Annotated in this window: 18 protein-coding genes and 1 riboswitch; of the genes, 4 read left to right on the top strand and 14 right to left on the bottom strand. The window is 71.9% G+C overall.

Annotated elements, in window-relative coordinates; all coding sequences use genetic code 11:
* Window positions 1-39: 39 nt before the first annotated feature.
* Window positions 40-1,230, bottom strand: a complete 1,191-nt coding sequence (locus ABEA10_RS23900; protein ID WP_345467550.1) for an MFS transporter — start codon at window positions 1,228-1,230, stop codon at window positions 40-42.
* A gap of 111 nt (window positions 1,231-1,341) precedes the next feature.
* Between ABEA10_RS23900 and ABEA10_RS23895 the strand changes: the two genes are divergently transcribed.
* Window positions 1,342-2,307 (top strand): ArsR/SmtB family transcription factor, encoded by a 966-nt coding sequence (locus ABEA10_RS23895; protein ID WP_345467548.1) that lies wholly within the window; start codon window positions 1,342-1,344, stop codon window positions 2,305-2,307.
* 27 nt (window positions 2,308-2,334) lie between these two features.
* Here ABEA10_RS23895 and ABEA10_RS23890 read toward each other — a convergent pair whose 3' ends face one another.
* Entirely contained in the window at window positions 2,335-3,360 is a 1,026-nt protein-coding gene (locus tag ABEA10_RS23890; protein WP_345467546.1) for a 6-phosphofructokinase, read from the bottom strand.
* A gap of 554 nt (window positions 3,361-3,914) precedes the next feature.
* Here ABEA10_RS23890 and ABEA10_RS23885 point away from each other — a divergent pair.
* Complete coding sequence (locus tag ABEA10_RS23885; RefSeq protein ID WP_345467544.1) at window positions 3,915-4,634, top strand: hypothetical protein; 720 nt, start codon at window positions 3,915-3,917, stop codon at window positions 4,632-4,634.
* Window positions 4,635-4,675: 41 nt separating this feature from the next.
* Here ABEA10_RS23885 and ABEA10_RS23880 read toward each other — a convergent pair whose 3' ends face one another.
* The 6 genes from ABEA10_RS23880 to ABEA10_RS23855 form a co-directional block, all read right to left on the bottom strand.
* Window positions 4,676-5,383, bottom strand: a complete 708-nt coding sequence (locus ABEA10_RS23880; RefSeq protein ID WP_345467542.1) for an endonuclease/exonuclease/phosphatase family protein — start codon at window positions 5,381-5,383, stop codon at window positions 4,676-4,678.
* A gap of 15 nt (window positions 5,384-5,398) precedes the next feature.
* A complete protein-coding gene (locus ABEA10_RS23875) occupies window positions 5,399-6,346 on the bottom strand; it encodes an ROK family glucokinase (RefSeq protein ID WP_329257881.1) in 948 nt (315 codons plus the stop codon).
* Window positions 6,347-6,358: 12 nt separating this feature from the next.
* Window positions 6,359-6,730 carry a hypothetical protein gene (locus ABEA10_RS23870; RefSeq protein ID WP_345467538.1) on the bottom strand — a complete coding sequence of 124 codons (372 nt, stop codon included), beginning with the start codon at window positions 6,728-6,730 and terminating at the stop codon, window positions 6,359-6,361.
* 88 nt (window positions 6,731-6,818) lie between these two features.
* Complete coding sequence (locus tag ABEA10_RS23865; RefSeq protein WP_345467534.1) at window positions 6,819-7,253, bottom strand: SRPBCC family protein; 435 nt, start codon at window positions 7,251-7,253, stop codon at window positions 6,819-6,821.
* 51 nt (window positions 7,254-7,304) lie between these two features.
* Complete coding sequence (locus ABEA10_RS23860; protein ID WP_345467533.1) at window positions 7,305-8,072, bottom strand: metallophosphoesterase family protein; 768 nt, start codon at window positions 8,070-8,072, stop codon at window positions 7,305-7,307.
* A gap of 207 nt (window positions 8,073-8,279) precedes the next feature.
* Window positions 8,280-8,966, bottom strand: a complete 687-nt coding sequence (locus ABEA10_RS23855; protein ID WP_345467531.1) for a copper homeostasis protein CutC — start codon at window positions 8,964-8,966, stop codon at window positions 8,280-8,282.
* Window positions 8,967-9,298: 332 nt separating this feature from the next.
* Here ABEA10_RS23855 and ABEA10_RS23850 point away from each other — a divergent pair, with 332 nt between their 5' ends.
* Window positions 9,299-11,077 carry an AMP-dependent synthetase/ligase gene (locus ABEA10_RS23850; protein WP_345467528.1) on the top strand — a complete coding sequence of 593 codons (1,779 nt, stop codon included), beginning with the start codon at window positions 9,299-9,301 and terminating at the stop codon, window positions 11,075-11,077.
* A gap of 49 nt (window positions 11,078-11,126) precedes the next feature.
* Here ABEA10_RS23850 and ABEA10_RS23845 read toward each other — a convergent pair whose 3' ends face one another.
* Window positions 11,127-12,281, bottom strand: a complete 1,155-nt coding sequence (locus ABEA10_RS23845) for a glycosyltransferase family 4 protein (RefSeq protein ID WP_345467526.1) — start codon at window positions 12,279-12,281, stop codon at window positions 11,127-11,129.
* Between the two features lie 323 nt (window positions 12,282-12,604).
* On the opposite strand from ABEA10_RS23845, the gene ABEA10_RS23840 reads away from it, so the two are divergent.
* Window positions 12,605-13,255 (top strand): acetate uptake transporter, encoded by a 651-nt coding sequence (locus tag ABEA10_RS23840; protein ID WP_345467524.1) that lies wholly within the window; start codon window positions 12,605-12,607, stop codon window positions 13,253-13,255.
* A gap of 53 nt (window positions 13,256-13,308) precedes the next feature.
* Here the strand turns inward: ABEA10_RS23840 and ABEA10_RS23835 are convergent, their stop codons facing one another.
* The 5 genes from ABEA10_RS23835 to ABEA10_RS23815 all read right to left on the bottom strand — a co-directional run bounded on the left by ABEA10_RS23835 (window position 13,309) and on the right by ABEA10_RS23815 (window position 19,213).
* On the bottom strand, window positions 13,309-14,661 hold the full coding sequence (locus ABEA10_RS23835) for a M48 family metallopeptidase (RefSeq protein ID WP_345467522.1): 1,353 nt from the start codon (window positions 14,659-14,661) through the stop codon (window positions 13,309-13,311).
* A 42-nt stretch (window positions 14,662-14,703) separates the two neighbouring features.
* Entirely contained in the window at window positions 14,704-16,047 is a 1,344-nt protein-coding gene (locus ABEA10_RS23830) for a basic secretory protein-like protein (protein WP_345467520.1), read from the bottom strand.
* A gap of 135 nt (window positions 16,048-16,182) precedes the next feature.
* Window positions 16,183-16,704, bottom strand: coding sequence for a C40 family peptidase (locus tag ABEA10_RS23825; RefSeq protein ID WP_345467518.1), 522 nt, complete (start codon window positions 16,702-16,704; stop codon window positions 16,183-16,185).
* A gap of 58 nt (window positions 16,705-16,762) precedes the next feature.
* Window positions 16,763-16,988: riboswitch (cyclic di-AMP (ydaO/yuaA leader) on the bottom strand.
* Window positions 16,989-17,301: 313 nt separating this feature from the next.
* Window positions 17,302-18,282, bottom strand: a complete 981-nt coding sequence (locus ABEA10_RS23820) for a C40 family peptidase (RefSeq protein ID WP_345467516.1) — start codon at window positions 18,280-18,282, stop codon at window positions 17,302-17,304.
* Between the two features lie 34 nt (window positions 18,283-18,316).
* Complete coding sequence (locus ABEA10_RS23815; RefSeq protein ID WP_345467514.1) at window positions 18,317-19,213, bottom strand: C40 family peptidase; 897 nt, start codon at window positions 19,211-19,213, stop codon at window positions 18,317-18,319.
* Window positions 19,214-19,220: the final 7 nt, after the last annotated feature.

Genomic DNA, 19,220 nt, shown 5'->3' with positions numbered 1-19,220 from the left:
ATCCTCACATCGGGGGCCCGGCGGCCGCATCCGGTTTTGTCACCGCGCCGAGCCGGCGGGCTCCGGCACGCGCTCCACCGTCCGCAGGCCGGGCCCGAGGGCCAGCGTGACCGCCACCGACGCCGCCGCCATCACGGCCATGGCCGTCGCCGGCGAGGTGTGCTGCGCGACGGCCCCGGCGAGGGCGGCGGCGACTCCCTGCATGGCGAGCATCCCGGAGGTGTGCAGGCCCAGCGCGTGCCCGTGCATGGCGACCGGGGTGATGGCCATCAGCCGCTCCTGGAGCAACAGCGTCGCGGAGTAGCCGATCGAGGCGAGGACGACGGCGGGGACCGCGACGGGCGCCGGGGGGTTCACCGCGAAGATCAGGTACGGGACGGCGAGCAGCAGGCGCAGCGGCGCGCCGAGCCTCCGCCGCCACCGGGCCGCCACGAACCGGCCGGTCAGCGTGTCCCCGACCAGCATGCCGAACGCCGCGACGGCGAACAGCAGGCCCGCGTGCCCGGGCGCGTACGGGACGAAGAGCGACTCACAGCCGACGATCAACCCGTTGGGCACCCAGAGCGCGAGGTAGACGCAGCGGCGGGACCCGTCGGACCACAGGCGCGCGTTGCTCCGCCAGGTCTCAATCACCGAGGGGCGGCCCGCGGCGCGCGGCGGGCGCGCGGCCAGGCCCGTACGGGCGACGGCCGCCGCGGCGAGGTAGAGGGCGGCGCCCGCGAGCAGCGTGCCCCGTGGGGACAGTGTGGCGACCAGTACGCCTCCGGCCGCGAACCCGCAGACCTGTGACGTCCCGGCGGACATGTTCAGCACCGAACGGCCCAGGAGGTAGCCGTCGGCCGGAAGGATCTCGCTGAGCAGCCCGTACCGGACTCCCCCGCCCACCGACGCGACCAGGCCCTGGCCGAGGACGATCGCGAAGAGCGCGCCGATCGGCAGGCCGGGCACGACCAGCGCCACCGTGCTCAGCGCGAACACCAGCCCGATCGCGGTCATCGCCGCCCGGGGCGGCAGCCGGTCCGCCGCCGACAGCAGCGCCATGGCGCCGGCCAGCTGGGCGAAGGAGGCGCCGAACATGCTGAGCGCGGACAGCAGCGGCGACCGGGTGGCGGTGTACACGAGGGTGCCGAGCGCGAGCCCGCTCACCGTCGAGGCGGCGATCTGGAGGGAACTCGCGGCGAACAGCGGCGTGAACTCATCGGTCCGGAAAAGCTCCCTGTAGGTGCGCATGGCGGGAAATATGACTGCGCCGGCGCGATGGCCGTTATGGTTTCGCGGGGAGGCGAAACTTCGGTGGGGTTGTGGCAGGTCAACGCGGACACTGTGGCCGGGAGCCGATTCGTGATCTCGGCGCTGAACGAGACGATCGCCTCCCTGGTCGCCCTGCAGCGCGCGACCGCCGCCCACCCCGGCGAACACGCCTGGCTCTCCGCTCACCTGCCGGCGTACCGCGAACGGCTCCCCGACGATCCGGTCACCGCCCTGCTCGTACGGGTGGGGCTCATGGGCAGCTGGAACGCCGACTTCCTCACGCCCACGCCGTTCGCCGAGGGCGGGCCGTCGTTCGCCGACGAGGTGATCCGGATCCGGGAGACACCGCCGGACGCGGCCCGCGCGGACCTGACGGTGTCGCTGAACGGCCCGTTGCCGTCCGTGCTGGACCGGCCCGACCTGCCCTCGCGCGCCGCGGACCTGCTGGAGTGGGTGTGGACGGAGGCGGTACGCCCGTACTGGCCGCGCCGGCGGCGGCTGCTGGAGGCCGACATCCTCGCCCGTACGCGACAGCTCGGCGAGGGCGGCTGGGCGGCGGCCCTGGACGACATGCGCCCGGGGATGCGCTGGCTCGGCGACGGGCGCCTGCGGATCAACATGTACGACCACCCGCCGCGGGTGATCTCGGGCGCGCAACTGCTGTTCGTCCCCGTCACGCCCGGCCGGGGGTGGGTGTCGTGGGAGGAGCCGCACCGGTACGCGGTGGTGTACCCGTGCGCGGGCGTCCTGGCGGACGGGGACGGACCCGGCGCGCCGCAGGCGCTGGGCCGTCTGCTCGGCCCGGCGCGGGCGGGTGTCCTGACGCTGCTCGCGTCACCGAAGAGCACCACGCAGCTGGTCGCCCTGACGGGCCAGGGGCTGGGCTCGGTGGGCCGCCACCTGAGGATCCTCCTCGACGCGGGCCTGATGACCCGCCGCCGCACGGGCCGCTCGGTGCTCTACTACCGCACGCCCGCGGGCGACACCCTGGTGACCGCGTCCCGGGGACGGCGGCCCGATGGACCCGCCTCGGACGGCGAAAGGCCCCCGCCGTGAGGCGAGGGCCCAGGTGTCCGGCCGGGATCAGCCGAAGAAGACCTCCGACTCGCTGTACCGCTCGGCCGGGACCGTCTTGAGCTCGTCCGTCGCCGCGCTCAGGTCGGCGCGGACGATGTCCGTGCCCTTGAGGCCGACCATCTTGCCCCAGTCGCCGTCGTGCACCGCGTCGATCGCGTGCAGGCCGAACCGGGTCGCCAGGACCCGGTCGAACGCGGTCGGGGTGCCGCCGCGCTGGATGTGGCCGAGGACCGTCGTGCGGGCCTCCTTGCCGGTGCGCTTCTCGATCTCCGCGGCCAGGCGCTCGCCGATGCCGCCCAGGCGCACGTGGCCGAAGGCGTCGAGCTCCTGGGTCTGCACGTCCATCTGGCCGTCGGCCGGGTGCGCGCCCTCGGCGACGACGATGATCGGCGCGTACTTGGTCTTGAACCGGCTCTCGACGTAGCCGCAGACCTTCTCGATGTCGAACGGCCGCTCGGGGATCAGGATGACGTTGGCGCCGGACGCCATGCCGGCGTGCAGCGCGATCCAGCCCGCGTGGCGGCCCATGACCTCGCAGATCAGCGCGCGGTGGTGGGACTCGGCCGTGGTGTGCAGCCGGTCGATGGCCTCCATCGCGATGTTGACCGCGGTGTCGAAACCGAAGGTGTAGTCGGTCGCGTTGAGGTCGTTGTCGATCGTCTTGGGCACGCCGACGACCTTGACGCCGCGGTCGTGCAGCTGCCGCGCGACACCCAGGGTGTCCTCGCCGCCGATGGCGATGAGCGCGTCGACGCCCAGCCCGGCGAGGTTGTCCTTGATCCGCTCGACGCCGCCCTCGATCTTGATCGGGTTGGTGCGGGACGATCCGAGGATGGTGCCGCCGCGGGGCAGAATGCCGCGTACGGCCTGGACGTCCAGCGGAATGGTGTCACCCTCGAGGGGACCGCGCCAGCCGTCGCGGAAGCCGACGAACTCGTACCCGTACTCCTGGACGCCCTTGCGGACCACTGCGCGGATGACGGCGTTCAGGCCGGGGCAGTCACCGCCGCCGGTCAGCACTCCGACACGCATGCCTACTCCTCTTCGAACCATGGACTGACCCGACCAGACTAGTGGGCCGGGAACGGTGGATGCGGCATCACGCGCGAGGCACGGTGCACCGCGATTGGTCTAGACCATAGCGGATCGCCAGCCCTCCCATCAGCCCCGTACGGGGAGAACATCCTGACTTTTCGCGACCGCAGGGTAAAGCCGGGAAGGGTTCGGCGGGCGGTCGCGTTCCGGTCACCGTGCCGTCACCCCGTGCCCACCGGCCCTCCGGGTGGACAATGGCGGTGAGGACCACGTGACAACCGGTAAAACAACCTCCCGCCCGACCATAGGTGTGCGCCCGGAGAGCGAACTGAGAGATGATGGTCATCTTCCCAACCCCGGGCCTGCGCGCCCACGATCCGCACCCGCAACCTTTTGGTCAAACAGAGTTGTCCCGGCCGTAGGCTCTTCGTGAAGCGTCGGTCGACGGGAGTTCCGAGGGGAGGCGCCATGGCGCTCACGCCAGGCGTCAGGTCGGAGGCGACGGGCCTGCCACCCGGCGGCTCCGGCCACGCACAGAGGGGGACCGGCCGATGAGCCGGCGAGGCAACGGGCTGACCGCGGACGCGTACGTTCCTCTCGCCGACCTGACACCACAGCTCGCCGACGCGATGCTGGCCGCCCTGCGCGACGCCGGAATCGCCGCGTACGCGGTGCCGGCGCCGGGCGAGACCGGGGGCTATCTGGACGTCCGCCTGCCGGAGGAGCCCACCGACCGGCTCTACGCCGACGCCAGCGCCAAGGCCGCCGCCGAGGAGATCCTCGAGGCGCGGCTCCCGGAGCTGCGGGAGGACTACGCCGCCTCCCGCGACGAGGACCAGATCTTCGCCGAGATCGTCGCGTCCTTCGACCAGCCGTCGGCCCCCGGCGAGACGCCCTGGCCGGCCCAGGAGGACCTCGACGAGACCCTGGACGACACCGCCGAGGACCCGGGCGACGATCCGCCCGCGGAGACGAACGGCGAGCTGATGACCGCCCGCGTCGTCAAGCCCGCCACCGACGACGAGGACGACGGCGACCACTTCATCCCTCCGCCCCCTCCCCCGCTCCCGAAACCGGACGCGCTGACCCGCTTCGCCTGGATCGCCCTGCTCGGCGGGCCGGTCTACCTGGTGGCATCGGTGTTCCTGAGCTGGGACGTCCCCAGCTGGGCCGCCTTCGTCGCGGTCGCCGCCTTCATCGGCGGCTTCGTCGCGCTCGTCCTGCGCATGGGCGACGACCCGCCGGAGGACGACGACGGCGCGGTCGTCTGATCAAGAGCCCGCGCGGACGGGCGCCGCGCCACTGCGCGGGCTCAACTCGCGCGGACGCGGAGCTCGGCCACGACCGGGCGGTGGTCGGTCGCCATCGGGTAGTCGGCCAGCAACTCCGGCTCGTCGGGCACCCCGCAGCTCAGCACCTCGACCTCGGGGTCGGCGAAGACGCCGTCGATGCGGGTGCGCGGCTCCCGTGAGCTGTACGTCGCGCCCTCGCCCCACGGCGCCGTCGCGAAGCCGTCCTGGAACCGCGACGCCAGGTGCTCCCACGCCGCTCCCCCGGGCTCCTCGTTGACGTCCCCGGCGAGGACGACCGGAGCGCCGAACCGCTCGCGTATCCGCGCCAGCTCCGTCACGATCTCCTCGGCGTGCCGCAGGCGCGGCCCGTCGGCCAGGTCCAGGTGAACGCTGGCCGCCACGAACCGCGCCCCGCCGACCTCGAACAGCCCGAAGACGAGCCCGCGCCGGTGCAGGCCCGGTACCGGTGTGAGCAGCCGGTGCCGCCGGTGCAGGAGGGCCGTGCGTGGCCCGGCGTACAGCTCCAGCCCCGCGGGCCGCGAGCGTACGGCCAGGCCCAGCGACGTGCGCCGGGCCAGCCAGCGGCGCTTGCGGAGCCAGAACGCGAACCTCGGCGCCTCCTGCACGCACGCGACGTCCGGCTCCAGCCTCCGGATCACCCGGGCCAGCGCGGCGCGGTCGTCGCGCATCGACCGGACGTTGTAGCTGAGCAGCCGGATCGTGGTCAAAAGGAGCTCAGAGACTCAACGCAGGCGCGCCAGGTCCGCCGCGCCGACGATGCCGGCGTCGGGGCCCAGCTCGGCCATCCGGATGTCGGCGAAGACCCGGTGGCCACGGCCCGTCAGGGCGTTCTCGAACGCGGCGCGTGCCGGGTCGAGCAGCAGGTCGCCCGCCTCCGACAGGCCGCCGCCGATGATGAACGCGCCCGGATCGAGGATGGCGGCCAGGTCCGCCATGCCCTGGCCGACCCACGCGGCCACGCTGCGGAAGCACTCCAGGGCCGCGGTGTCGCCACCGCGCGCCGCCTCGGTGATCTCCGGGCCGCTGATGCCCTCGGGCGAGCCGTCGCCGAGCTCCAGCAGGCGGCCGGCCAGCGCCGGGGAGACGCGCGCCAGCTCACGCGCCTCCGCGACGAGCGCGTTGCCGGAGGCGTACTGCTCCCAGCAGCCGCGGTTGCCGCAGCCGCAGCGCCGTCCGTCCGGGACGACGCGGAAGTGCCCGAACTCACCGCCGATGCCGAACCGGCCGCGGTACAGCTCGCCGTCCATGATCAGCCCGCCGCCGATCCCGGTGCCCAGGGTGATCAGGACGATGTGGTCCTCGCCGCGGCCGGCGCCGAACTTCGCCTCGCCCCACGCGGTGGCGTTGGCGTCGTTCTCCACGATCACCGGCAGGCCGACCTGGCCCTCGACCTTCTTCTTGAGCGGCTCGTCGCGCCAGGCGAGGTTCGGCGCGAACAGCACCATGGAACGGCTCTCGTCCACGAAGCCCGCGGCGCCGAGACCGACCGCCTCGACCTCGTCGAACTTGCCCTTGAGGATGTCGACGACCTCGGCGATGACCGCCGCCGTCTCATGGGGGCTGGTCGAGGGCGTCGGGCGCCGGAGCTTCTCGATGATCCGGCCGTGGTCGTCGACCACCCCGGCGGCGACCTTCGTACCGCCGACATCCACACCAATGGTCAGCGTCATCGACGCGGCCCCCTAGTCACCCTGCGGCCGGCCGCCGTCGGCCGGTTCTCCACCCGGCTCGTGGCGCGGCGACTCGGCCGGCTTCGTCCGCTCGAACCCCGCCACCGCCTCGCGGAGAGCGGCGTAGAGTGACTCGCCTGCCGACATGACGTGGCTCACCACGTCAGGGCCGGACGCACGGGACGCCGCGATCGCCCGGCACACCGGGCAGTAGCGGCACTCCGGCGCTCCGGTCGCGATGTGCTCGCCCCAGGCTTCGCTGGTGGCCTCACTCCACACGTCACCGGATCCGGAGCCGGCGCCCGTGGCACCGCTCACGCGCTTCCGCAGCACCTCGACGAGACGCACTGCCTCAAACAGCGCCGATGCTGGCTGTTCACTCATGGGGTCATCATCTACCTAATCGTTCGGCGTGAAACGGTACCGTCCCGCGAGGGATGCGTGACACACAGGTCGGGCATCCGGGGTGAGCCTAGGCTTCGACGCGCTGCTTGAGCCCTTTCAACGCCGTCTCGATTATCCGCTTCTCCGCTTTGCGCCGGACCATTCCGATCATCGGGATCCGTACGTCGACCGCGAGCTCGTAGGTCACCTCGGTGCTCCCATCGACCGGGGCGAGACGATATGCCCCGGTCATGCCGGTCAGCATCGCGCCGGCCTCGGCGAGGTCCCAGTGCACCGCGTCGTCACCGTCCCAGTCATACGCGAGGACATAAGTGTCCTTGATGGGCCCGGCCTCCAACGTGATGCGTACCTTCTCGGCCCGCCCGTCATCTCCGGTGGAGAGGACCTCGGCGGCGGTGATGCCCTCGGCCCATCCAGGGTATGCCGGAAAGTCGGCGATCACCGCCATGATCTCCGGTGCGGAGGCGCCGATCGTCATGCTCGCACTCGTACGATCCGCCATCGCGGGCGTCCTTTCTTCGGCACTCGAACGTTTCCTGCGGGAGCGTAGCCGTTACCACTCCAGAACGTACGGAACGCCGCGAGCGCGAAAGTGCCCGACGTTGACGCATTCGGTGCGGCCGATCCGCGTCCGGCGTACGAGCGGCTGGTGGACGTGGCCGAACAGCACGTAGCGCGGCTGCGTGTCGCGGATGGCCTCCAGCACCGCCTCGCTGCCCCGCTCGAAGCGGCGCGCCACGGTGTCGTAGAGCAGTTCGGGCACGGCCGGCGGGATGTGGCAACAGAGGACGTCGACCGCGCCCACGGCCGCGACCTTGGCGGCGTAGGTCTCGTCGTCGATCTCGTGCGGCGTGCGGTACGGGGTGCGCAGGCCGCCGCCGACGAAGCCGAACCGCCAGCCGTCGAGCTCCACCGTCTCCCCGTCGAGCACGTGCTGGCCCTCGCGGAGGTTCTCCGCCCACATGCGCGGGATGTCGACGTTGCCGTACGTGAGGTACGCGGGCGTGGGCATGGCCCCGAACAGCGCCTTGTACTGGCGGCGGACCGCCGCCTCGATGTGCGACCTCGGGTCGCCCTCCAGCGACGCCCACAACCGCCGGGAGAACTCCCGCGCCTCGTCGAAGCGCTTCTGGGTGCGCAGCGAGATGAACGTGTCGGCGTGCCGTTCGCCGAACAGGTCCGCGAAGATGCCCTGGGCGTGGTCGTCGTAGTCGATGAAGAGGATGAGGTCCCCGAGACACACGAGCGCGTCGGCCCCGTCGCCGGCGGCGGCGAGCGCGTCCACGCGCCCGTGTACGTCGCTCACCACATGAACCCGCATAGGTGCACCCTACTTCCGTGAACGTCACCGTCAGACGAGCGGCGAGCTGACGAGCGAGCGGAGTGGGCGGTGAGGGACGAGCCGTCCGCGGAGCGAGTGAGGAGGCGAGCGCGACCATCGAGCACGGAGCGGCGAGCTGACGAGCGAGCGGAGTGGGCGGTGAGGGACGAGCCGTCCGCGGAGCGAGTGAGGAGGCGAGCGCGACCATCAGACGCGCGAGGCGTCGAGCACGGCCCGCCAGGCGCGTACGAGCGAGGCGTCGACGACCGCCGCCCCGGAGGCGGCGCGCCGCCGGACGGCCGCGCCGACGTGGAACGCGTCCACGCCGGCGGCGGTGAGCACGGCGACGTGCTTGCGCCGCAGCCCGCCGCCCACGAGCATCACCGGCGCGTACGCCGCGGCCCGCCGCAGCAGCGACTCCATGCCCGCCTCGACTCCGCGCGGGGATCCGGCGCAGAGCACGGCGTCCAGGCCGGCCAGCTCCTCGATCGCCATCCATGCCTCGTCGGCGCACAGGGCGCTGTCGATGGCCCGGTGGAACGTCCACGGGAGCGGCGCGACGGCGTCGGCCAGCTTCGTGGTGGCCGGCGTGTCGACCGCGCCGGCCGCCTCCAGGAAACCGAAGACGAAGCCGTCCGCCCCGGCCTCGGCGTGCTCACCGGCCGCCCGCCGCAGCCGGTCCAGCTCCGGGCCGTTCGTGCGGAACCCGGTCTTGGCCCGCAGCATGACGCGCATCGGCAGGGACGTGGCGCGGCGCATCCCGGCGACGACGCGGGGATCGGGCGACAGCCCGCCGGCCCGCAGGTCCGCCACGACCTCGACCCGGTCGGCGCCTCCCTCCTCAGCGGCCTCCGCGTCCGCCTCGGTCTGCGTGATCACCTCGAGCAGCGACATCTTTCCCCCCGATCGCCCCGGCGAGCGCATTCTCGCGACGCCCGGAAGCCGTCCGGGCCGGCTTGACCTGGTCTTTGTCCGGCCGGTCCGCTCCGGTGCCCCGCCGCGGGAGCGTTGAAGACCCGTACGGATGGGGAGGACTTCCCTGGCGCGCCGCGCCCGCCCTGGTCCGCGTCGGCTCAGCGGGCGCGACGCGACGGTGGTGAGGAAGCGCGCCGAGCGGTGGTAAGAAGAAATGCGAGACGCGTCACCCGCCGGAGGCTACCGATCGGTAAGTAGACGCGGTAGCGTCCGTGCAGCCCCAGGCCTCAATGCCCGCAAAGGAGAGATCCGTGCGTGAGTTCAGCGTTCCCGCGCAGGTGACGATCGCCGGCTCGGCGAATCTGACCGAGACGCTCTTCTCCCGGGCCGCCGAGGAGCCCGGTCGTACGGTCTTCCGCCGCAAGGACGGCGCCGGATGGCGCGACGTCAGCGCCCGCGAGTTCGGCGACGAGGTCGCCCGGGTCGCCGAGGGCCTGGTCGCGGCCGGCGTCGAGCCGGGCGACCGCATCGCCCTCATGTCACGGACCCGCTACGAGTGGACCGTCGCCGACTACGCCATCTGGACGGCCGGCGGGGTCACCGTGCCGATCTATGAGACTTCCTCCGCCTCGCAGATCGCGTGGATCGTCAGCGACTCCGGCGCGAAGGCGATGTTCGTCGAGAGCGACGAGCACGAGAAGGCGGTGGCGTCCGTCCGCGACGACCTGCCCGAGCTCGCACACGTGTGGCGCGTCGACGACCCGCCGTCCCGGCCGTCGGGCGAGGGCGACGAGGCGGTCGGCGGCGATCTCGACGAGCGGCGCGCCTCCCGTACGTCCGGCGACCTGGCCACGGTCATCTACACCTCGGGCACGACCGGCCGGCCGAAGGGCTGTGAGATCACTCACGAGAACCTCCTCGCGACCGCGCGCAACACCATCGAGGGCGCCCTGACGGAGGTGTTCGGCCTCAGCGACGGCTCGACCCTGCTGTTCCTCCCGCTCGCGCACGTGTTCGCGCGGCTCATCCAGGTCGGCTGCGTGGAGGCCGGCGTGGTCATGGGCCACACCCCCGACCTGACCGACCTGGTCGGCGACCTCGAGTCGTTCCGCCCGACCTTCCTGCTCGCCGTGCCGCGCGTGTTCGAGAAGGTCTACATCGGGGCCGAGCAGAAGGCCGCCGCCGACGGCAAGGGCAGGATCTTCCGCATCGCCGCCGACACCGCGATCGACTACAGCCGGGCCGCCTCCCCGGGCCTGGGCCTGCGGCTGAAGCACGCGGTCTTCGACCGGCTGGTGTACACCAAGCTGCGGGCGGCGGTCGGTGGCCGGGTGACCCACGCCGTGTCCGGGGGTGCCGCGCTGGGCGAGCGCCTCGGGCACTTCTTCAACGGCGTCGGCATCACCATCCTCGAGGGATACGGCCTGACCGAGACGACCGCGCCGGTGGCGGTCAACCTGCCGAGCGACAACCGCATCGGCACGGTCGGCAAGCCCATCCCCGGCACCGCGGTGCGCATCGCCGACGACGGCGAGGTCCTGGCCAAGGGCCCGAACATCTTCGCCGGCTACTGGCACAACGAGGAGGCCACCAAACAGGTCCTGGAGGACGGCTGGTTCCACACCGGCGACATCGGCGAGCTCGACGGCGACGGCTACCTGAAGATCACCGGCCGGAAGAAGGAGCTCATCGTCACCGCCGGCGGCAAGAACGTCGCCCCCGGCCCGCTGGAGGACCGGCTGCGCGCGCACCCGCTGATCAGCCAGTGCCTCGTCGTCGGCGACGGCCGCAAGTTCATCGGCTGCCTCATCACCCTCGACCCCGAGGCGATCGAGCCGTGGAAGGAGGAGCACGGCAAGTCGTCGCTGTCGATGGCCGAGCTGACCGAGGACCCCGACCTCGTACGGGAGATCGACGGCGCGGTGGCCGAGACCAACGCGTCGGTGTCGCGGGCCGAGTCGATCAAGAAGTACCGGATCCTCGAGACCGACTTCACCGAGGAGACCGGCCACCTCACGCCGACGTTGAAGGTCAAGCGCAACGTCGTGCTGAAGGACTTCGCGGACGAGATCGAGGCGCTGTACTCCTGAGGGGCCGTGGGGCCCGCCGTCCTGCCGCGCGACCCCAGGCGACGCCTCCTTACGGGCGGGGACGCCGAGACACGTCCAGGCCCTCCAGCAGCGTGGCGAAGCGCCGTGCCTGGACCTCCCAGCGCCACTCGCGCTCGATCCACGCGCGGCCCTTCTCTCCCATCGCGGCGGCCTCCGTCCGGTTGCTCAGCAGGTCGATGACGGACCGGGCCACGGCGGTGACCGAGCGGCCGTCGATGACGACGCCGGTCTCGCCCGCGAGCACGGCGTCCGGCGCGCCGCCGGAGTCGCCCGCGATGACCGGCAGCCCGGTCGCGGACGCCTCCAGGTAGACGATGCCGAGCCCCTCGACGTCCAGGCCGGCCCGCCGGGTGCGGCACGGCATCGCGAAGACGTCGCCGGCGTCGTAGTGCGCGGGCAGTTCGTCCCAGGGGACGGTGCCGGCGATCCGCACCGACCCGGCCACGCCCGCCTCGTCGCGCAGGCGTTCGAGCGCCGTCCGGTACGGTCCGCCGCCGACGAGCAGCAGCGCGGCGTCCGGCACCGCGCGCAGCACCCGGGGCCACGCCCGGATCAGGGTGTCCTGGCCCTTGCGCGGCACGAGACGTGAGACGCAGACGACGACCGGCCGGTCCGCCAGGCCGTACCGCTCGCGGATCTCCGCTCCGCCGACACCGGCGTGGAACACCGTCTCGTCCACACCCGGCGCGAGCCGCCGCATGCGCGCCGCCGCGGACGGCGACAGGCCGCGGGCGATCCGGCCGCGGGTGTACTCCCCCAGATACGTGAGCACGTCGACGCCGTCGCCGATACGGCGCAGCAGGCCGCGGGCGCCCGGCAGCGACGCCCAGCCCGCCTCGTGGCCGTGGGTGAGGCCGACGATCCGGGCCGCGCCGGCGCGGCGCAGCGCCGGTGCCAGCAGACCGAGCGGCGCCGCCGCCCCGAACACCACCGAGTCACAGCCCTCGGCCCGTACGATGCCGGCGGCCCGGCGCAGGACCGTGGGCACCGGCAGCATCAGCCGGCCGGGATGGCGCACGACCGGAAAGGGCTGGGCGGCGTCGAAGGCCGCCGCGCCCCTCCACGCCGGCGCGTACACGATGACCGAGCCGGGCGGCCGCCGTACGGCGAGGTTGTGCACGAAGGCCTGGATCCCGCCCGGCCTGGGCGGGAAGTCGTTGGTCACCACAAGCGTCTTGGTCATGAGTCCTCCTGCGTCGGAGGGTGTGACCACAGGGGCGTGTCTTCGATTCCCTCGCTCCGCTCGGTCATGTGCCCTCCTGCGTCGGAGGGCGTGACCACGGGGGCGTGCCTTCGATTCCCTCGCTCCGCTCGTTCATGTGCTCCGTCAGCATCGCACGCATGATCACATTTCGGTTCCAGCCCAGTGACCGGAACGAAACAGGGCGTTAATCTTTACAGGTGTCAACACGTGGCCGCCCTCACCCCGCCCGGCCTGCGATGAGATCACTGCGGACCTGACGAGGCACGGCGGTGGAGTTCTCCACGGATATAGGAGGAGCCACCTTGACCGAAACCCCCCGAACCCCCGCGCCAGCGGTATCGGCCATCGCGGACCCCGGCCCGCTCGGCCTCGCCGCCTTCGCACTCACCACATTCCTCCTGTCGGCCAAGAACGCCGGCTGGACGGACGGCACCGACGCCTGGCTGGGCTACGCCTTCGCCTACGGCGGGCTCGTCCAGCTGCTCGCCGGCATGTGGGAGTTCCGCAACCGTAACGTCTTCGGCGCCACCGCATTCTCCACCTACGGCGGCTTCTGGATCGGTCTGGGCCTCTACGTCCAGCTCGTCGCCCCGACGGCCGCCAAGGCCGGCGGAGCGAACGCCGAGTCGCTCATCCAGAACGACCTCGGCTGGATCCTGCTCGCCTTCGCCATCTTCAACACCTACATGCTGCTCTGGAGCACCCAGGTCAACGCGGCGGTGTTCGGCGTGTTCCTGACCCTCGAGGTCACCGAGATCATCCTGTTCATCGGCAACCTGTCCCACAGCACCGGCACGGTCAAGCTCGGTGGGTGGATCGGTGTCCTGACCGCGCTCGTCGCCTGGTACACCTCGGCGGCCGGAGTGGCCAACGGCATGCCGGGCAAACTCTCCCTGCCGGTGGGCGGGCCGTTCGGGCGCGCCGCGGCACCGGCCGAACCGGTGATGGAGTAGCCGCGTCCTTCTTCGCCACATCCTTCTTCGCCGTGGCCGCGCTCACCGCGCGGTCACGGCGAAGTGCTCTTCACGAGCGGCGCGGGCACCGGGACGCCGTGGAGCCGGGCCCAGTCGCGGCCCATGGCGATCCGCTGCGGGCCGGTCGGGTGGCTGTTCCACAGCGCGTACTCCAGTGCGCCCGGCGACAGGTCGTCGAGGTTGCGGGCGCTGAGCGAGCGCTGCATCCGCACGTACGTCTCCGGGTCGCGCGTCAGGTCGAGCGCGTGCATGTCGGCGCGGGCCTCGATGCGGCGGCTGATGAGGTTCTCCACCGGCCCGGCGACCTGCAGGAGCACGGTCACCGCGGCGAGCAGCAGCGCGACGGACCGCGGGTCGGCCGGTGACTCGGCCCCGGCGCGCCGCAGGAGCCGCGGCGAGGTGATGACGAGGAAGAGCACGCACACGCCGGCCGCCGCCCCGAGCGCGCCGACGAGGGTGCCGTGCAGCACGTCGTCGCGCTTGGCGTGGCCGAGTTCGTGCGCCACGATGAGCTCGATCTCCGTACGCGGCTCGCTGCTGAGCAGTGTGTCGTAGACGACGATGCGGCGGGTGGAGCCGAAGCCGGAGACGTAGGCGTTCAGCTCGGTGGTCCGCTTGGAGGCGTCGGCGACGAGCACGTCGCCGACCGGCACGCCGTCCCGCCGCGCCATCGCGAGCAGGTCGGTGCGCAGCGGCCCGGCGGGCATCGAGTGGAACGAGTTGAACAGCGGCTCGACCAGCACCGGATAGCCGAACGACGCCGCCGCGACGAGCACGAACCCGCCCGCGGCGGCCCCCGCCCACCAGCGCCGCGGAAACCGGCGGACCAGCAGGTGCACGCCGAGCAGCACGACGATCCAGATGACGAGGGTGACGCCGAGCGAGGTGAGCTGGTCGGTGAACCAGCCGCCCCAGGCTTCGGTGGACAGCCCGTACCGGTGCAGCACGGTCTGGGACCACACGTCGAACGGCAGGCCGGCGAGCCGGGTCAGCGCCGCCAGCACGACCGCCGCCCCGACCAGCCGCAGCGGCCACCACCGCAGGGGCCGGGTGACCGAGCCGAGCAGCCGCGCGCCGAGCGGCGTGAGGCCGAGCAGGAGCACGACCAGGAGGCCGGCCGCGAGCCCGGCGTACGCGGGCGGGTCGAGGGTGTCGTTGAACGCTCCGCTGCGGGCGATCTGCGCGGGGGTGAAGTCGAGCCCTGGATCGGCCGTCGCGCGGGCGCCCGGCAGCGGGTGCCAGGGAGTCGTCACCAGGATCACCACCGCCAGCAGCGCGCACAGGACCACGGCGGCGACCGCCGCCCCGCGCCGATCCGGCGCTGGGCCGGGCTCCTGCCTCGCCTCGACCGCGACCGCCGGCCCGGCCGTACGACGTGCCCTCACCGCGTGCTCCTCATCTGGCTGCTGCGTGGCGTGCCCCATGGGTCACGCCAGTTCCCGGCGGACGTACGCGCGCCACAGGGCGTCGAACCGGTCGGTGCCGATGCCCAGGACGCTGCGGAGCGCATGGTCCTGGAGCCGCGGGTCGCCCGCGTCCTGCGGCTCCGCCTCGGCCGTGCGGTAGAGCCGTACGAGCCGGTCCTCACCGTAGCGCTCGGCGACCATGCGGCAGGCGAGCCACGCCTCCTCGTACGCCGCCGAGAGCCGGTCGCCCGAGCCGGCGAACTCCTTCGTGCCCGGCAGGGTGGCCGGCACGCCGCTGGTGGCGATGAGGTCGGCCAGCTCGCGCCCGGCCGCCTTGGTCGAGACCCCGGCCTTCTTGTAGCCGACGTAGTCGGCGAGTCCCTCGATCAGCCACATCGGGGTCTTGCCGTCGCGCGCTCCGCCCATCGCGACGTGCACGAGCTCGTGGGTCAGGACGACGTGCCGGCCCAGGGCGGTCAGCCGGCCGAACGCGGTGGGGGTGATGACGACGCGGTCCTCCCCCGTGTCGCGGCCGCCCTCGTCACCGGTGACCGTGGCCAGCGCGGCGATGTCGCCGAGGTTGCGCACGTCCCCCACGAGCTCTTCGGCCTCCTGCTCGGTGGCCGGGACGAGCGCCACGACGCGCCGGGCCCACCGGTCGCCGACGACGCCGGAGACGGTACCGATCCCCTGGTCGAGGCGGGCGGCGATGTCGCGCAGTTCGGCGGTACGGGCGGCGGAGTCCTGACCGGCGACGGCTCCGTCCTCGGCGAGCACGATGCTGCGCCGCCCGTGGACGACGGTGAGGCCGCCGCCGTTCCAGATCTGCGGGTCGTCGCGCAGGCCGTGCGCCGCGCCGTCGCCGGAGATCGTCCAGCCCGTGCCCGGGCGGCGGTCGAAGGTGAGGTATTCGGTGGAGACGAGGTCACGGCGGTCGAAGCCGCGCAGCCGGTAGGTGAGCCGGAGGCGGGCCGTCCAGCCGTCGTCGGCCGCCACGGCGGGGCGCGTGTCGGCCAGGGTCTCCTTCCAGACGGCGAGCGGCACCTTGGCCAGGTTGTCGAACAGCGTCCGCTGCCCGGCGCGGAACGCCTGGCCCGAGGGGTCGACGGTGGCGAGGAAGGCGGCGCGGTCGCGGTCGAGGACGGCACGCGAGCGGCGCTGGAGCAGGGAGTTCACCGTGGCGGCGCTGGGCGCGGGCGGCGCCCCGGCGACCGGCCGGGAGGAGGCGGCGGCCCGGCTCTCACCGTCGTGGAACGCGATGTAGCCGACCCCCGCGAGGAGGTTGGCCACGATCGCCAGCCCGGCGAGCCCGGCGAACATGGCGGGCGCGGTCGCACGCGAGTCCAGGTTCCCCTTGGCCGGCATGCGCGCGATCCTAGCCGCCGCGACCGGGTGCCCCCGCCGACGGCACCCGCCATCACCCGTCCACCGGACCCGGAACGTACGCGACCGCCGGGGCGTCCTCGCGGACGGGCCCCGGCGGTCGCCTGGACGGGTGCCTCAGTACGGGCGGGCGGCGCCGTTGAAGTGCGCCCGGTAGTAGCTGTTGATCAGCACCTGCTTGACGTGCGTACCGGAGTGGGGGGCGTGGATCATGTAGACCTTCCTGCCCTTGACCTTCGAGACGATGCCCGTGTGGCCGTCGCCGTAGAAGTACACCAGGTCGCCGGTGGCGAGGTCGGAGAACTTCACGTGGCGCTTGACGTGCCGGTGCTGGGCGTCCGCGGTGCGCGGGAGCTTCACTCCGGCCTTGCGGTAGACGTACTGCACCAGACCGGAGCAGTCGAAGCTGCTCGGGCCGTCGCCGCCATAGCGGTACGGCTTGCCGATCTGCTTACGGGCGACGGCGACCGCCGTCAGCCCGACCTTGTGTCGCTTGCTCCAAGACGTCTGCTTCGTCGTCGTGCTCGCGGCCGCCGTGGGGATGGCGACCGGGGTGACGGTGGCGACGGTGTCCGATGAGGCGGATGCCGTCGAGGCCGTCAGGACCGTGGGCGCGAGGACCGCGCCCGCGGCCAGCATGCCGCCGGCGAGGCGGACGCGCGTCGGCGAAGCGGTCGAGGGGGTGCGAGACAGGATGCTCTCCTTCCGTGTGCGCCTACCGGGTTAGCTGACGGGTTCGGGCTGGGAAGAGGTCGCCCTACGGTCCGCCCGCCGCACCACGGCCCGCGGTCACGGTCTGTCCGCCGCACCGCTGTCTGCCTGTGATGACGCAGGACGCACCGATTCACCCCGGGGGATCCGCGCCCTTCGCGCGTATGTGGGTCCCCGGCTCCGCGTGCCCGCGGACTCGGCGCTCGCGGCCGCCTGACACGCCCTCTCACGGGGCGGTTCTCCGGTGACCGGCCGCTTATCTCTGCATTTCGGAAAGCCGAGAGGATGATCCACCCGATGGAATGTGTTCCACAACACATTCGAAGGAAGGGCGAATTCCCTCACGTCGGCTGCACGCGACACATGGGGCGTATCGCATAACTCGGCGCACGCTAACAAGGCACCTATGAATACGCAAATTCGCCGTCAGAGCGTACGAGAGAAATTACCTAAGGTGAATTCGCCCCGACCGAAAAAGGCCCTCCGGGCACTGACGCGCCGGAGGGCCTGTGGTGTTCGTTCCGGTCAGAGCAGGCGACCGCCGCCGTAGTACACCTGGCTGTAGTACGCGTCACTGAGGCTGGAGATCTTCACCACGTCGCCGGTGTGCGGCGCCTGGATGAACTTGCCGTTGCCGACGAACATCCCCATGTGGTCGTTGTTGCTGAAGAAGACCAGGTCACCCGGCTGGAGGTCGGCCTTCGCCACACGCCGGCTCGCGCTGTACTGGTTCGGCACGTAGTGGCTGAGGTTGATGCCGATCTGCTTGTAGGCCATCATCGTCAGGCCCGAGCAGTCGAAGGAGTTCGGGCCGGCGCCACCGAAGACGTACGGCTTGCCGAGCTGCGCGCAGGCGTACTTCAGCACCGTTTCGGCGCGGCCGGTCGCCAGGATCGAGCAGTTGGCCTTGGACGAGCCCGGGTCGATGTTGCGCCCGAGCCTGTTGATGAGCGCCAACTGCTTCCTGATGGCCGCATTGGCCGACGCCCGCTGCTTGTCGACCTGGTCCTTCTGCTGCTTGAGCTGCTCGGCCGCCTGCTCCGCCAGCGCCTTCTGCCGCTCCAGCCGCTGCGCGGACGCCAGGAACTGGTTCAGCTCCGCCGCGCGGTTGCTGGAGACCTTGGTGAAGGCCGACATCTGGTCGAGCACGGCCTCAGGGTCCTTGGCCCCCACGAACTGGGGGATGTCCCCCGCCGCGCCGCCCTCCTTGTACGCCGCCGCGGCGAGCTGAGCGACCCGGGTGTGCAGCTGGTTGAACGTCGCCTGCTCGACCGTGACGGAGGACTTGAGCGCCTTGAGGTGGCTCTGCGCGGCCTTCCAGTCCTCCTTGGCCTTGTTGTACTGGTTGGCCAGCTTGTCGACCTGGTCGTTGAGCTTGGCAAGCTGCTGCTTGGCGGCGCTCAGCGAGGGCGTCGGCTTGGCCTCCGCGGGGGCGGCGGGCAGGACGAGCCCGGCGAGGACGGCCGCTCCGGCAGTACCGACGATCCAACGACTGGTTTTGGACATGGTTGAACGCTTCATCTCCACTGTTGTCAGCTCCCTACGGACGGCCCGCGCCGTAGTAGTTCGAGCTGTAGTAGCCGCTCAGGCTCTCGATTTGAACGACCGTGCCCGTGTGCGGTGCGTGGATGAACTGGTTGTTGCCGACGAACAGGCCCACGTGGCCCAGGTTGTCGAAGAAGACCAGGTCGCCGGGCTGGAGGTCCGAGCGGGCCACGCGGCGGGTGGCGTTGTACTGGTCCGGCACGACGCGGGGCAGGCTGACGCCGGCGTGACGCCAGGCCATCATCACCAGCCCGGAGCAGTCGAAGCTGTTCGGTCCGGCGCCGCCGTACTTGTACGGATCGCCCTTGTGGGCGTAGGCGTACTCCAGGGCGAGGCGGGCGGGGCCGGACGCCGGCCCGTTGTAGGTGCCGCCATGGCTGCCGCTGGAGCCGCCGCCGAGCCTGTTGACCAGGGACTGCTGCTGCGCGGCCTGCTTCTTCAGCTTGTCGAGCTGCGACTTTTCGGACTTGAGCTTCGCGTTGAGGTCGGCGGCGGCCTGCTGCGCCTGCGCCTTCTGACGCTGCAGCAGCTGCGCGGCGTTGAGGAACTGGGTGACCTCGGTGGAGCGGTTGTGCGCTACCTGGGTGAACACCGAGATCTGGTCGAGCACGTCTTCGGGGTTGTTCGCCGACACGAGGGTCGGGAGGTCGCCGGAGTCGCCGCTCTTGTACGCGGCGGCGGCGAGCTGGGCGACCCGCTCACGAAGGTGCTCGTAGGTCTTTTGGTCCTCGGCGACCGACTTTCGCAGAGCGTCGTACTTTTTCTTGGCGGCCTGGCGCTCTTCTTTGGCCTTGTTGTAGACGTTGTCCTGGTGGTCTACCTGGGAATTCAGCTTCTTGAGCTTGGCCTGGCTCTCTTTCAGCGTCGGCTTCGGCGCTGCTTCGGCAGGCACGGACGGC

The sequence above is a fragment of the Actinoallomurus oryzae genome, from assembly GCF_039541955.1.
GTDB classification, from domain to species: domain Bacteria; phylum Actinomycetota; class Actinomycetes; order Streptosporangiales; family Streptosporangiaceae; genus Actinoallomurus; species Actinoallomurus oryzae.
This window is presented reverse-complemented; position numbering and strand designations above follow the sequence as displayed.

What these genes read in the sequence shown, in the direction of transcription:
- ABEA10_RS23830 (WP_345467520.1), bottom strand. Translation starts at nt 16,047, where the DNA reads ATGCCGGCCAAGGGGAACCTGGACTCGCGTGCGACCGCGCCCGCCATG.
- ABEA10_RS23825 (WP_345467518.1), bottom strand. Translation starts at nt 16,704, where the DNA reads ATGCTGGCCGCGGGCGCGGTCCTCGCGCCCACGGTCCTGACGGCCTCG.
- ABEA10_RS23890 (WP_345467546.1), bottom strand. Translation starts at nt 3,360, where the DNA reads ATGCGTGTCGGAGTGCTGACCGGCGGCGGTGACTGCCCCGGCCTGAAC.
- ABEA10_RS23900 (WP_345467550.1), bottom strand. Translation starts at nt 1,230, where the DNA reads ATGCGCACCTACAGGGAGCTTTTCCGGACCGATGAGTTCACGCCGCTG.
- ABEA10_RS23860 (WP_345467533.1), bottom strand. Translation starts at nt 8,072, where the DNA reads ATGCGGGTTCATGTGGTGAGCGACGTACACGGGCGCGTGGACGCGCTC.
- ABEA10_RS23855 (WP_345467531.1), bottom strand. Translation starts at nt 8,966, where the DNA reads ATGTCGCTGCTCGAGGTGATCACGCAGACCGAGGCGGACGCGGAGGCC.
- ABEA10_RS23865 (WP_345467534.1), bottom strand. Translation starts at nt 7,253, where the DNA reads ATGGCGGATCGTACGAGTGCGAGCATGACGATCGGCGCCTCCGCACCG.
- ABEA10_RS23870 (WP_345467538.1), bottom strand. Translation starts at nt 6,730, where the DNA reads ATGAGTGAACAGCCAGCATCGGCGCTGTTTGAGGCAGTGCGTCTCGTC.
- ABEA10_RS23820 (WP_345467516.1), bottom strand. Translation starts at nt 18,282, where the DNA reads ATGTCCAAAACCAGTCGTTGGATCGTCGGTACTGCCGGAGCGGCCGTC.
- ABEA10_RS23885 (WP_345467544.1), top strand. Translation starts at nt 3,915, where the DNA reads ATGAGCCGGCGAGGCAACGGGCTGACCGCGGACGCGTACGTTCCTCTC.
- ABEA10_RS23845 (WP_345467526.1), bottom strand. Translation starts at nt 12,281, where the DNA reads ATGACCAAGACGCTTGTGGTGACCAACGACTTCCCGCCCAGGCCGGGC.
- ABEA10_RS23875 (WP_329257881.1), bottom strand. Translation starts at nt 6,346, where the DNA reads ATGACGCTGACCATTGGTGTGGATGTCGGCGGTACGAAGGTCGCCGCC.